Source organism: Brevibacterium oceani (assembly GCF_017948325.1).
In the GTDB taxonomy this organism is placed as follows: Bacteria; Actinomycetota; Actinomycetes; order Actinomycetales; family Brevibacteriaceae; genus Brevibacterium; species Brevibacterium oceani.
This window is the reverse complement of sequence record NZ_CP072846.1, coordinates 2757044-2769364: the sequence shown is the minus strand read 5'-3', so window position 1 is coordinate 2769364 and position 12321 is coordinate 2757044. Positions and strand designations below refer to the sequence as shown.

Genomic DNA, 12321 nt, shown 5'->3' with positions numbered 1-12321 from the left:
TCCGCGTGCATGGGAAGGTCAGCGTCACCTCGGCGCCCGGCAAGGCGCGCGGGAAAGTCAGCGCCACCTCGGCGGGGGTTCACGGGGCATTGTCAGCACTCTTGGTTTCAGCCCGGCACGGGTGAGTTGCTAGTCTAGAGAGTCGACCAAATCATCGTGAAGAAGGCTCGTTCGTGTTTAATTCTCTGTCCGACAGGCTCACCGCGACTTTCAAGAATCTGCGCGGGAAGGGCCGACTGTCCGAAGCCGACGTCGATGCCACCATCCGCGAGATCCGGCGCGCCCTGCTCGACGCCGACGTCGCTCTGCCTGTGGTGCGAGCCTTCACCGGGCGGATCCGCGAGCGGGCGCTGTCCGAGGAGGTCTCGGGCGCACTCAATCCGGGCCAGCAGGTCGTCAAGATCGTCAATGACGAACTCGTCGCCATCCTCGGCGGACAGACCCGCCGGCTGACCTTCGCCAAGCGACCCCCGACGGTCATCATGCTCGCCGGCCTCCAGGGTGCCGGTAAGACGACCCTGGCCGGGAAGCTCGCGCACTGGCTGAAGTCCGAGGGCCACCGGCCGATGCTCGTCGCCGCCGACCTGCAGCGACCCAACGCCGTCAACCAGCTCCAGATCGTCGGCGAGCGTGCCGGCGCGGTCGTCTACGCCCCGGAGCCGGGCAACGGCGTGGGCGATCCGATCCAGGTCGCCACCGACTCGATCGAGGTCGCGAAGTCCAAACTCCACGACGTCGTCATCGTCGACACCGCCGGTCGCCTCGGCATCGACGAAGAACTCATGCAGCAGGCCGCCGACATCCGCTCGGCGGTCAACCCCGACGAGGTCCTCTTCGTCATCGACGCGATGATCGGTCAGGACGCCGTGAAGACCGCCGAGGCATTCCTCGAAGGCGTCGACTTCACCGGCGTCGTGCTCTCGAAGCTCGACGGCGACTCCCGCGGCGGTGCGGCCCTGTCGGTCGCCGAGGTGACCGGCAAGCCGATCATGTTCGCCTCGACCGGCGAATCGATGCAGGACTTCGAGCAGTTCCATCCCGACCGCATGGCCGACCGGATCCTCGACATGGGTGACATCCTCACCCTCATCGAGCAGGCCGAGAAGAACTTCGACGAGAAGCAGACCGAGAAGCTCAAGAAGAAGGTCGAAGCCGGCGAGGACTTCGACCTCAACGACTTCCTCACGCAGATGGCGGGCCTGAAGAAGATGGGCTCGATGAAGAAGATGCTGGGCATGATGCCCGGCATGAGCCAGTACAAGGATCAGCTGGAGAACTTCGACGAGCGTGAGGTCGATCGGGTCGAAGCGATTGTGAGATCGATGACACCGCACGAGCGGACGAACCCGAAGATCCTCAACGGCTCCCGCCGCGCCCGCATCGCCAAGGGTGCCGGGACCACGGTCACCGCGGTCAACCAGCTCATGGAGCGCTTCACCCAGGCGCAGAAGATGATGCGACAGATGACCCGCGGCGGCGGAATGCCCGGCATGCCCGGTGGCGGCATGCCGCAGATGCCTGGAATGGGCGGAATGCCCGGTGGCGCCGGAAATCGTAAGAAGAAGGCGGTGGGGAAGAAGAAGGGCCGCAAGGGCGGCCAGTCGGGCAACCCCGCCAAGCGCGCGCAGGAGGCGCAGGCTCTGGCCGACAAGAAGTCGGGCAAGACCAAGGACCCGGTCGGTTCGGCCTTCGGCGGCGTCGATCTGGGCAAGGACGAGGAATTCGATCCGGCGAACCTGCCCAAGGGATTCGGCGGAATCTTCCCAGGTGGCAAGAAATAGAGCCTTCTGGCACAATTGACTCTTGTACTTTTGCTCTCGGTCCGGGCCCTCTCATCCGCGCCGAAGTGATAGTCCGAGCCGCAGCTTCCGGCAGGTCAACCCCACGACTCTCCTGGATCAGCTGTGCACACAGAACACAAAAGGAGACACCACTAAAGTGGCAGTCAAAATTCGTCTGACCCGCATGGGCAAGATCCGTGCACCCCACTACCGCGTCGTTGTCGCTGACTCGCGCACCCGTCGTGACGGTAAGGCCATCGAGCAGATCGGCATCTACCACCCGACCCGTGAGCCCTCGGTCATCGAGATCGATTCCGAGCGCGCCCAGTACTGGCTCGGTGTCGGTGCTCAGCCGAGCGACCAGGTCAAGGCCCTGCTCAAGCTCACCGGTGACTGGCAGAAGTTCACCGGCGAGGGCGAAGCGGTCAACACCGTCAAGCCGCAGCCGGAGAAGGAAGCCTACGTGGCTCCCAACGCCGATTCGGTGATCAAGGAAGCCATCACTCACAAGGGCGGCAAGTCTGCGGACGCCGCTGCTGACGACGCTGCCGAGGCTCCGGCCGAGGAAGCCGCCCCCGAGGCCGCTGAAGAAAGCGCTGAAGCCTGAGATGTTGCCTGATTCGCTCGAGCATCTGGTCCGCGGCATCGTCGATCATCCCGACGATGTCTCCGTACGCTCGCGTTCATCGCAGCGCGGCACGACCCTCGAGGTCCGGGTTCACCCCGAAGACCTCGGCCGGGTCATCGGCCGTGCAGGCAGGACCGCCAAGGCCCTGCGCACCGTGATGAACTCACTGGCCGGCCGTGAGTCGGTGCGAGTGGACCTCATCGAGGCGTAACACCTTTTCTGCGTGAGGGGATGCAGTGCGAAAGCGCTGCATCCCCTCACGTGCATTCACACTCGGGACGCCGATTACACTGGTGCCTGACCGACAACCCCGACCCTCGAGGAGCAGCATGGACACGGTCATCGCCCGGCTGGGCAAGCCGCATGGGATCAAGGGCGAGTTCACCGTCGAGGTGCGCACCGACCGGCCCGAGGAGCGACTGACCCCCGGGTCGACCTACGCCACCGACCCCGACATCGGGCCGCTGACACTGAAGTCGGCGAGGTGGCACCGCGACCGCCTGCTCCTGGCCTTCGACGAGGTCCCCGACCGCAACCGCGCCGAGGAGATCCGCAACACACTCATCCTCGCCGACCAGGATGATGACGACGAGGACACCGACGCCTGGTACCTCGATGACCTCATCGGGCTGAAGGTGTATGAGAACGACGCCCTCGTCGGAGAGATCGTCGACGTCACCAACGGCACCGCCCAGGACCTCCTGCACATGAAGCACACCGCCGGGCACGTCGTGCTCATCCCGTTCGTCACCGCAATCGTCCCCGAGGTCGACATCGAGACCGGACGCATCGACGTCACCCCGCCCGCCGGCCTCCTCGACGCCGAATGAGCGAGAACCCACCCGTGACCGGTGGCGACGCTGCCGCGCCTGTGACGGACACCCGCGCCGAGGCGGCCGATCCCCGGATGTCGATCGACGTCGTATCGATCTTCCCCGAATACCTCGCCGGCCTGCAGCTCTCTCTGATCGGCAAAGCCGTCGACCGCGGGCAGCTGGGGCTTGCAGTCCACGATCTGCGCGACTTCACCTTCGACCGGCACAACACCGTCGACGACTCACCCTATGGAGGGGGAGCGGGCATGGTGATGAAGGCAGAGCCATGGGCGTTGGCCCTCGAGCACGTCCTTGCCGGCGGGTCCGGCGAGAAGCCGACGCTCATCGTGCCCAGCCCCGCAGGTGCCGTGTTCGATCAGCGCATCGCCGAGGACCTCGCCTCCCGCAAGCACCTCGTCTTCGCGTGCGGCCGCTACGAAGGCATCGATCAGCGTGTCATCGACTGGGCCGGCGAGCACTTCGAACTGCTGCCCATGAGCATCGGCGACTACGTCCTCAACGGCGGCGAGGTGGCGTCGATGGTGATGATCGAAGCCGTCAGCCGCCTCATCCCCGGCATCATCGGCAACCCCGAGTCGCTGACCGAGGAGAGCCACGAAGACGGCCTGCTCGAATACCCGATCTATACGAAACCGGCCGAATGGCGTGGACGCGAGGTCCCGGAGATCCTGCTCAGCGGCAACCACGCCGCGATCGCCCGGTGGCGACGTGACCGACGTCTCGAACGCACTGCCGAGGTCAGGCCCGATCTGCTCGCCCGACTCACCGACCTGAGCAAAGACGATCTGGCCGCCATCGAACGGTTTGAGTCCGAGCGCTGAGCCGTGGCAGAATGAAACGTCGCGTTTGTTGGCGTTCACCTGCTTCAGGGGGATGGGCGCCCACACTGATCCGCCCGGTCTGAAACGGCGGGTCCACGGGGAGAGATCCCGACAGACGATCCAGTCACCGGTTCACCGGTCCGATATGCGTGTCCTCGACCTGAAGCAGGGGCCACAGGAGAAACCACAATGCAGAAGCTCGATGTTGTAGATGCAGCCTCGCTGAAGTCCGACGTTCCCGAATTCCGCCCGGGCGACACCCTCAACGTTCACGTCAAGGTGATCGAGGGTACCCGCTCGCGTATCCAGGTCTTCAAGGGAATCGTCATCCGCCGCCAGGGCGACGGAGTCCGCGAGACCTTCACCGTCCGTAAGATCAGCTTCGGCGTCGGAGTCGAGCGCACCTTCCCGGTGCACTCGCCCAACGTCGACAAGGTCGAGGTCCTCGCTCGCGGTGACGTCCGCCGTGCGAAGCTCTACTACCTGCGCGAACTGCGCGGCAAGGCTGCTCGCATCCGCGAAAAGGCCTGATCTGCCTGGCACCGTGGGATACGATCACACTGTGCCGAACAGACGAGAAGACGCGACCTTCGGGTCGCGTCTTCTGTCTTCGGGCCGGTTCTGGAAGACCGTCGCGATCATCGCCGTCGTCATCGTCATCCTCGGCGGGTCGGTCCGCGGCTTCGTCATCCAGCGCTTCACCATTCCCAGCGCTTCGATGGAACCGACGCTCAAGGTCGGCGACTCGATCACGGTGTGGCGACCCGATGCGCTGCGCGGTGACATCCGACGCGGCGACATCGTCGTCTTCGACGGCCGCGGCTCCTTCGTCGACGACCCGCTGCCCACCCCGCTGCAGAAGATGGGATCCTGGGTCGGCCTCGGCCCCCGTGACGTCTACTACGTCAAACGGGTCATCGCCCTCGGCGGCGACACCCTGCAGTGCTGTGACGCGAAGGGCCGGTTGCTGCTCAACGGCAGACCGCTGCGTGAGGACTACGCGCCCAGCCCCGCCTCGGCGGTGGAGTTCTCCATCGAAGTCCCTGCCGACACGATGTGGGTGATGGGCGACAACAGAGGCGACTCGGCCGATTCGCGATCCCTGCTGGGGCGCCCCGGTGGGGGATTCATCCCCACCGATCGGGTCATCGGCCCCGTGATCGGGTACGGCTCCTCGGTCGACTGAGCCCCACCTCGGCGCGGGGCAGCTGCGAGCGAACCCCAACCTCGGCGAGGTTCCGCGCGTGACTGAGCCCCACCTCGGCGCGGGTGGCGAACTCACCTGAGCGCGTGGTCAGGCTGGTGCTGGTACGCTCATTTCATTCCCTGGAGGAGCAGTCCTCAGCGACAACCGTGGTCCGATGTGAAAGCGAACGAATGACAAGCGAATCCGAAGCTTCCCCGCCCCCAGCCTCGAAACGGTTCGCCCGCGGCCTGCTCGAGACCGCAGCGATCATCGTCATCGCCCTGCTCATCTCGACGGCATTGAAGACCTGGGTCGTCCGCTCGTTCTACATCCCCTCCGAATCCATGATGACCACCCTCCAGGTCGATGACCGGGTGCTGGTCAACCAGCTCGCACCGCGATTCGGTCCGCCCAACCGGGGCGACATCATCGTCTTCGACGATCCCGACCATTGGCTCTCGGCGATGGAGACGGCAGAATACACGCCCAACCCGCTCCTCGAGTTCATCGGCCTGGCTCCCTCGGACGCGGGGAATCAGCTGATCAAGCGCGTCATCGGCGTCGGCGGCGACACCGTCGAATGCTGTGATGCGCAGGGCCGCATCAAGGTCAACGGGGAACCGATCGACGAGACGTACCTCGACGACGGCACCGCACCCTCCGAGACGGACTTCAAGGTCACCGTGCCCGAGGACCACTACTGGGTGATGGGCGACAACCGCAGCAACTCCGCGGATTCCCGCTATCACATGGATGCCGATCCGTTCGTCGCCGATGACGACCTCGTCGGCACCGTCTTCCTCATCAACTGGCCGTTCAAGCACTTCGGCTGGGTGTCCGATCCCGAAGACGTGTTCGCCGATGTGCCCGCCGCCGAGGGAGTCACCGGGAACTGATGGGTACACGAGGACTGAGCGACCTCAGCGTGGAGAACGCACTGCTGAGCGAGGGCTTCGACTTCGTCATCGGCGTCGACGAGGTGGGCCGTGGTGCCCTCGCCGGTCCCGTCAGCGTCGGGGCCGCCCTGTTCGACCTGCGAAGGCTCACCGCCGCCGAGGTGCCTGCGGGCATCCATGATTCGAAGCAGCTGAGCGCGGCGTCCCGGCAGGCCGCCACCGCTCGTGTGCGCAGTTGGGCGGCCGCCGCGGCAGTGGGTTCGACGAGTCCGAGCGAACTCGACGAACTGGGGATGACGATGGCGCTCAACCTCGCCGGTCGCAGGGCGTTCACCGCGATGCTGGAGGAATGGGCCGGCGGGTCAGGTGCCGCGTCTGCGGGTGGGTATGCCTCGGTCGGGACAGCTGACTCTGTCGGTGGTTCGAGTCGTGGGTCTGCAGGCGTGTTCCCGGCGTCGACGACGGTCCTGCTCGACGGCAGCCATGATTGGCTTTCCGCCCCACTCACCCTCGATTGCCTGGGGATATTCGGCGACTTCGCCGATCTCGATCTGCCGGAGGTACGCACGATCGTCAAGGGCGACGGCAGCGTTCCCGCGATCGCGGCGGCGAGCATCGTGGCGAAGGTGACGCGCGATGAGGTGATGATCGCACTCGCTGCCGAGAATCCGCACTATGGTTGGGAGTCGAACGTCGGATACGGGACGGCGAAGCATCGGCAGGGCATCGTTGATGTCGGCCCGAGCATCCACCACCGGAGAAGCTTCCGCTTGCATGCGGTTTGAGTAAGGAGGGCTCAGTATGAGCGCCGATGATCTGGACGACTACGAAGCGCAGCTCGAACTCCAGCTGTACAAGGAATACCGCGACGTCGTCGGCCTCTTCGCCTACGTCGTCGAGACCGAACGCCGCTTCTACCTCGCCAACCACGTCGACCTCAAGGCGCACAACGACGCCGGGGACGTGTACTTCGAACTCACTCTGCGCGATGCGTGGGTGTGGGACAGCTACCGTTCGGCACGGTTCATCAAGACCGTGCACGTGCTCACGTTCAAGGACGTCAACATCGAGGAGATCGCGAAGTCCGACCTCGAACCCCCGACGTCCATCCGCGGCTGAACGGACCCGACTTCGGCAGCCGGACTCCACTCAGGTGTGCGCACCGACTCGCACGCGTTCTGCTGTGGAAGGTGCGCCGACTCAAGCGTGATACGCCTGTGGGCGGTCAAGCCGTTTCCACAGGCACCGAGGTCGCTCTTCCCCTGACTCGTCTGCCCATGGTCTTCTGGCCGACATGGGACAGAGACGAACTGCAGGGCGAGCACGCACCGCCCGAGGGATGCGCAAGCAGGCGCTGGGCGAGCACGGCGAGGACCTCGCGGCGGCGTTCCTCGAAGCCGCTGGTCTGGTCATCATCGAACGCAACTTCCGGTGCCCGCGCGGCGAACTCGACATCATCGCCCGAGACGGAGACACCGCGGTCTTCGTCGAGGTCAAGACCCGTCGCACCGGTGCGTTGGGCTCCCCGCTGGAGGCCGTGACCGTGTCCAAACTCGGACGCATCCGCACACTGGCCGGTATCTGGCTGAGCGGCCAGGACGAATTCTTCCCAACCACTCGCATCGATGCGCTCGGCATCATCATCGAACCGAGCCTGCAGTACTTCCACTGCCCGAACATCCAGGTCGACTCATGAACGGCGAGGTCCTCGCTTCCGACTCGGGCGACAGCACTGCCACCAATGTGATCGGGAGGGCCTCGGCCGTCGCCCTGTGGGGACTGAGCGGAAAGATCGTGTCCATCGAAGCCAGCGTCAGCGCCGGCCTGCCCGGCATCGACATCGTCGGCTTGCCGGATGTGTCGGTCAGCGAATCCCGCAAACGACTGCGGGCGGCACTGGCCTACCTCGGCACTCCCGTGGCCACACAACATCTGACGATCAACCTCACCCCAGGCACCGTGCCGAAGGTCGGCACCGGCTTCGACCTCGGCATCGCCGTCGCCGTGCTCAAAGCTCTGGGCAAGATCGCCTCCGACGACACCGGCGAGGTCATCCACCTCGGCGAGATCGGACTCGACGGGAGGATCCGTCCCGTCACCGGGGTGCTGCCGTCGCTGCACTCGGGTGTCCAAGCAGGTTTCGATCGTTTCGTCGTACCCGTCGGCAATGCCGATGAGGCCGCCCTGGTCGTCCGAGCCCGTGTGCAACCGGTCGCCTCCCTGGCCGACGTCGTCAATCTCTATGGCGGATCGATGGCAGTGCCACCGCTGCCTGCCGTCCTCGAGATGGACCGACCCGTCGCTGTCATACCAGACCTCCACGACCTCGCCGAAGTCCAAGGCCAGGCCGAGGGCCGCTTCGGACTCGAGGTCGCAGCTGCCGGTGGACACAATCTGCTCATGCGCGGGACCCCCGGTGCGGGGAAGACGCTGCTCGCACAATGCCTCCCCGGAATCCTGCCGCCGCTCGATGACGACGAAGCCGTCGAAGTCGCCACCGTGCGTTCCCTGCGCGGTGAACTCGACGGCAGCAACGGACTCGACCATCGGCCCCCGTTCGAGGCACCGCACCACCGCAGCACCGCCTCGGCGCTCATCGGGGGACGACGCCCGGGCACGGTCGGCATCCTCAGCCGAGCCCACCGCGGGGTGCTGTTCATGGACGAAGCCCCGGAATTCTCCCGCGACGTCCTCGAAGCGCTGCGCCAGCCGATGGAAGCACGGCGTGTGCACATCAACCGGGCGTGGGGGTCGATGGTGCTGCCGGCCTCGTTCCAACTCGTTATGGCCGCGAATCCGTGCCCGTGCGGAGTCGGCATGGCCGGGGCCGGTACGGACTGCCGGTGCACGCCGTTGGACAAACGTCGCTACCGCAACCGCCTGTCCGGACCGCTGCTCGACCGAGTCGACCTGCAGCTCGAACTCTTCCCCGTCTCACCGGCCGATCTGCGACTCGGCGGAGGCCAGGAGACCAGTGAGACCGTGGCGGTGCGGGTCAGCCAGGCGCGCGAAAGGCAGGCCGAACGCTACGCGGACTGCGGGTGGCGGCTCAACGCCGAAGCACCGGGAGCCTGGCTGCGTGACCACTTCGCGTTGACACCTCAGGCACTGTCCGACCTCGACAGGGCCTTGGACACCGGTCGGATCACGATGCGCGGCTACGACCGGGTGCTGCGGGTCGCCACCACGCTGGCCGACCTCGCCGGAGCACCCGGCCCCGACCCGGAGACGATGAGAATGGCGCTCGCCCTGAGGACACAGGAGTCATGACCGATGAGCACGAATGATGAGGTCCGCACCGCGATCGCCGCACTGCTGCGCATCGGCGAACCCGGAGACGGCCTGCTCAGACGATTGGTCGACGATATCGGCCCGGTCGCCGCCCTGGCGATCATCACGGCCGTCGCCGGCGGACAGTCCTCCTCGGACGAAGCGGTCGCCGGACTCGCATCGAACGGCACCGGCGCAGCTGCGGGTGGGGCTGTCGCACACGGGGAGCTCGGCGGAGCCATCGAGCGATGGTCGATGCGCGTCGATGATGAGTGCGGGGGAGGGGACCTCGACAAGGTCGCCCGCCTCGGCGGTCGCCTCATCATCCACGGCGACGCGGAATGGCCGAGCATGCTCGACGACCTCGGACCGGCAGCGCCGCTGGGACTGTGGGTGCGCGGAGCAGCGGAACTGGGTGCGGTGCTCACCCGCGCGGTCGCCGTCGTCGGTGCCAGAGCTGCCAGCAACTACGGAACCAAATGCGCCTCCGACCTGGCGTGGGATCTCGCCTCGCGCGGCATCACTGTCGTCTCCGGGGGAGCGTTCGGCATCGACGCCGCCGCACATCGTGCCGCCATCGCCCGCGAAGCCCCGACGGTCGCCTTCATGGCCGGGGGAGTCGACCGCTTCTACCCGGCGGCCAACGCCGACCTGTTCGAACAGATCCTGGCCACCGGCGCCATCGTGTCCGAAACCGCTCCCGGGATGACCCCGATGCGCCACCGCTTCCTGCTGCGCAATCGGCTCATCGCCGCCTCCGCCCAGGTGAGCGTCATCGTCGAAGCCGGATGGCGCAGCGGGGCCCTCAACACCGCCCGGCACGCACTCGAACTCTCCCGACAGGTCGCCGCATTCCCCGGGTCGGTGTACTCGGCCTCATCGACGGGTGCGCACCGGCTCGTGCGCGAACACGAAGCCGAACTCGTCACCTGCTGTGATGATGTCGTGGCGCTCATCGACGATGAGGCCCCGACGCTGTTCGACACGACCGGTACCGGCAATGCGTGGGCCGGGTCGGAGGGCGTGGACCCCGTCGATGACCTCGATGAGAGGGAGAAGATCTGCCTCAACGCACTCTCGGCGACCAAGGCTCTCGATGCGGGGACGGCCGCGGCTCGGGCGGGGCTGACCATCGCCGATGCGCTCAGCGCACTGAGCGCTCTCGACCTCGCCGGCCTCGCCGAGCGCCGCGACTCGGGGTGGGTGAAGCTGCGGAAACCACAGCGGTGAATCCTGGGCCGTCAGTGGTCGCCTGCGTATCCTGGAGGTGTGAGCACAACGTCGACCGTCGCCGAGGTGGTGTCCGGCTATGCCGACCACCTGCGGTCCCGTGACGTGTCCGCACACACCGCTCGCGCCTACGTCTCCGATGTCACCGACTTCCTCGACCACGCCGTCCACTCGACGAAACTGCGCCGGGGCACGAGCACGGGGGAGGAGCGCTCGCCGGCCGATGCGGGCGCGAGGCTCGACCTGGCGGCAATCGAACTCGATGACCTGCGTTCCTGGCTCATCGCCCTTGATGACGCCGGTGCAGCGAAGTCGACGGTGGCACGCAAGATCGCAGCAGTGCGTTCCTTCTTCGCCTACGGAGTCAACAGCCTGGGACTGCCGAACAACCCGGCCGCGCGTCTGCGCACCCCGAAGAAGGACTCCCGCCTGCCCACGGTGCTCAAACCACAACAGGCCGCGAGCCTCATCTCTGCCGCGGAGACGCAGACTGATGGGACTGCAGCGGGAGACCCTGCGCAGGGTGACTCTGCTCAGGGCGGAGACCCTGACCCGCTCGACGCCGCGAAACGGATCCGCGACGCCGCGATCCTCGAAATGCTCTATGCCACCGCAGTGCGCGTGTCCGAACTCACCGGGCTCGACCGGGCCGACGTCGACCACCGGTCGTCGATGATCACCGTGCTCGGCAAAGGCAACAAGGAACGACGCGTCCCCTTCGGCGCTCCGGCACAGAAGGCGTTGGACGACTGGCTGAAGGCGTGGGAACTCTTCGCCGGACCCGGCAACGGCGATGCGCTGTTCCTCGGCGTCCGGGGCGGACGCATCGGAGCCAGGCAGGTACGCGAACTCGTTCACCGGTATGGCGCCGATGATCCCAGTGCACCGGACATCGGACCCCACGGACTGCGCCACTCCGCGGCCACCCACATGCTCGACCGTGGCGCCGATCTGCGGCAGATCCAAGAGCTGCTCGGCCACTCGACGATGAGCAGCACCCAGATCTACACTCACGTGTCCATGCAAAGGCTGCAGGAGACTTACCGCCGGGCACACCCTCGGGCATGAACACGTGACTGAACGCTGCCGCTGATCGACGATGGTGCAGCGGCGGGGAATTCAGCGGCGATCCTTCAGGTGACCTTCGCGATCGCTCGGCGCGAGGCACCGAGTTCTGCGTCTGAGTGCGTGGACCGCGGCCCCAGTCGTGACGGCGGCACCGGCTGCGGCCATGATCAGCCCGATCGCCACATTGCGCTTGGCTTCAGTCCGGCATTCTCGGATGCCCTGCGGCAGCGATCGCCCCGGAGCCTCAGTGATCTGAATGGCATTGATGCCCATGGGGCAATACCACCTTCCTTCGCTGTCGGGGGCGACCGACGGACCGATCTGGACAACGAATCCACCGATGATCAGTCCCACGGCCAGGAGACCGACGACGACGGTGCGCGCTATGTTTCTGCGTTGCCTGGCGACGATGACGAGGAAAGTGATTGCCGCGATGCCGGCAACAACTGCCCATATCGCGGCCGCGAGATCCATCCACGGAGAGTCGGGGAGTAGGTAGAGATTCGCGCTCATGAGCTACCCGATCTGTCCGAATTCAGTGTGATCTGATTGATCATACTGTTCGGCAGCGACACGTGCCTGAAACACCTCAGCGCAAGAGCCTG

Annotated in this window: 15 protein-coding genes; 14 read left to right on the top strand and 1 reads right to left on the bottom strand. The window is 66.0% G+C overall.

Annotated features, from left to right (window positions below; translation table 11 throughout):
• The first annotated feature begins 173 nt into the window (after positions 1 to 173).
• The 14 genes from ffh to J9314_RS12260 all read left to right on the top strand — a co-directional run bounded on the left by ffh (position 174) and on the right by J9314_RS12260 (position 11716).
• The gene (gene ffh / locus J9314_RS12325; protein WP_210602669.1) at positions 174 to 1781 is read left to right on the top strand and encodes a signal recognition particle protein; all 1608 of its coding nucleotides are present in this window, start codon (positions 174 to 176) and stop codon (positions 1779 to 1781) included.
• Positions 1782 to 1938: 157 nt separating this feature from the next.
• Entirely contained in the window at positions 1939 to 2388 is a 450-nt protein-coding gene (gene rpsP / locus J9314_RS12320; protein WP_210602668.1) for a 30S ribosomal protein S16, read from the top strand.
• Between the two features lies 1 nt (position 2389).
• A complete protein-coding gene (locus tag J9314_RS12315; protein ID WP_039210974.1) occupies positions 2390 to 2620 on the top strand; it encodes an RNA-binding protein in 231 nt (76 codons plus the stop codon).
• A gap of 118 nt (positions 2621 to 2738) precedes the next feature.
• On the top strand, positions 2739 to 3239 hold the full coding sequence (gene rimM, locus J9314_RS12310) for a ribosome maturation factor RimM (RefSeq protein ID WP_210602667.1): 501 nt from the start codon (positions 2739 to 2741) through the stop codon (positions 3237 to 3239).
• A gap of 77 nt (positions 3240 to 3316) precedes the next feature.
• Entirely contained in the window at positions 3317 to 4066 is a 750-nt protein-coding gene (trmD, locus tag J9314_RS12305) for a tRNA (guanosine(37)-N1)-methyltransferase TrmD (RefSeq protein WP_210605659.1), read from the top strand.
• A gap of 189 nt (positions 4067 to 4255) precedes the next feature.
• Complete coding sequence (rplS, locus tag J9314_RS12300) at positions 4256 to 4597, top strand: 50S ribosomal protein L19 (protein ID WP_210602666.1); 342 nt, start codon at positions 4256 to 4258, stop codon at positions 4595 to 4597.
• Positions 4598 to 4628: 31 nt separating this feature from the next.
• The gene (gene lepB, locus J9314_RS12295; protein WP_210602665.1) at positions 4629 to 5252 is read left to right on the top strand and encodes a signal peptidase I; all 624 of its coding nucleotides are present in this window, start codon (positions 4629 to 4631) and stop codon (positions 5250 to 5252) included.
• Between the two features lie 191 nt (positions 5253 to 5443).
• Entirely contained in the window at positions 5444 to 6148 is a 705-nt protein-coding gene (gene lepB / locus J9314_RS12290) for a signal peptidase I (RefSeq protein WP_210602664.1), read from the top strand.
• Positions 6148 to 6933, top strand: coding sequence for a ribonuclease HII (locus tag J9314_RS12285; RefSeq protein ID WP_210602663.1), 786 nt, complete (start codon positions 6148 to 6150; stop codon positions 6931 to 6933). The genes lepB (J9314_RS12290) and J9314_RS12285 overlap by 1 nt, the downstream gene beginning before the upstream one ends.
• A 16-nt stretch (positions 6934 to 6949) precedes the next feature.
• Positions 6950 to 7267: a DUF2469 domain-containing protein gene (locus J9314_RS12280; protein ID WP_166972721.1), complete on the top strand. Its 318-nt coding sequence runs from the start codon at positions 6950 to 6952 to the stop codon at positions 7265 to 7267.
• Positions 7268 to 7442: 175 nt separating this feature from the next.
• On the top strand, positions 7443 to 7844 hold the full coding sequence (locus J9314_RS12275; RefSeq protein WP_246490368.1) for a YraN family protein: 402 nt from the start codon (positions 7443 to 7445) through the stop codon (positions 7842 to 7844).
• A complete protein-coding gene (locus tag J9314_RS12270) occupies positions 7841 to 9418 on the top strand; it encodes a YifB family Mg chelatase-like AAA ATPase (protein ID WP_210602662.1) in 1578 nt (525 codons plus the stop codon). The genes J9314_RS12275 and J9314_RS12270 overlap by 4 nt, the downstream gene beginning before the upstream one ends.
• Positions 9419 to 9421: 3 nt before the next feature.
• Positions 9422 to 10648 carry a DNA-processing protein DprA gene (dprA, locus tag J9314_RS12265; protein WP_210602661.1) on the top strand — a complete coding sequence of 409 codons (1227 nt, stop codon included), beginning with the start codon at positions 9422 to 9424 and terminating at the stop codon, positions 10646 to 10648.
• Positions 10649 to 10687: 39 nt separating this feature from the next.
• Positions 10688 to 11716 carry a tyrosine recombinase XerC gene (locus J9314_RS12260; RefSeq protein WP_210602660.1) on the top strand — a complete coding sequence of 343 codons (1029 nt, stop codon included), beginning with the start codon at positions 10688 to 10690 and terminating at the stop codon, positions 11714 to 11716.
• Positions 11717 to 11767: 51 nt separating this feature from the next.
• Here J9314_RS12260 and J9314_RS12255 read toward each other — a convergent pair whose 3' ends face one another.
• On the bottom strand, positions 11768 to 12229 hold the full coding sequence (locus tag J9314_RS12255) for a hypothetical protein (RefSeq protein ID WP_210602659.1): 462 nt from the start codon (positions 12227 to 12229) through the stop codon (positions 11768 to 11770).
• Positions 12230 to 12321 lie beyond the last annotated feature (92 nt).

Excerpts from the sequence above, each read along its gene's own strand:
- J9314_RS12280 (WP_166972721.1), top strand. The coding sequence starts at position 6,950 with ATGAGCGCCGATGATCTGGACGACTACGAAGCGCAGCTCGAACTCCAG.
- lepB (WP_210602664.1), top strand. The coding sequence starts at position 5,444 with ATGACAAGCGAATCCGAAGCTTCCCCGCCCCCAGCCTCGAAACGGTTC.
- J9314_RS12315 (WP_039210974.1), top strand. The coding sequence starts at position 2,390 with ATGTTGCCTGATTCGCTCGAGCATCTGGTCCGCGGCATCGTCGATCAT.
- trmD (WP_210605659.1), top strand. The coding sequence starts at position 3,317 with ATGTCGATCGACGTCGTATCGATCTTCCCCGAATACCTCGCCGGCCTG.
- J9314_RS12285 (WP_210602663.1), top strand. The coding sequence starts at position 6,148 with ATGGGTACACGAGGACTGAGCGACCTCAGCGTGGAGAACGCACTGCTG.
- dprA (WP_210602661.1), top strand. The coding sequence starts at position 9,422 with ATGAGCACGAATGATGAGGTCCGCACCGCGATCGCCGCACTGCTGCGC.
- rimM (WP_210602667.1), top strand. The coding sequence starts at position 2,739 with ATGGACACGGTCATCGCCCGGCTGGGCAAGCCGCATGGGATCAAGGGC.
- J9314_RS12275 (WP_246490368.1), top strand. The coding sequence starts at position 7,443 with ATGGGACAGAGACGAACTGCAGGGCGAGCACGCACCGCCCGAGGGATG.
- J9314_RS12270 (WP_210602662.1), top strand. The coding sequence starts at position 7,841 with ATGAACGGCGAGGTCCTCGCTTCCGACTCGGGCGACAGCACTGCCACC.
- rplS (WP_210602666.1), top strand. The coding sequence starts at position 4,256 with ATGCAGAAGCTCGATGTTGTAGATGCAGCCTCGCTGAAGTCCGACGTT.
- J9314_RS12255 (WP_210602659.1), bottom strand. The coding sequence starts at position 12,229 with ATGAGCGCGAATCTCTACCTACTCCCCGACTCTCCGTGGATGGATCTC.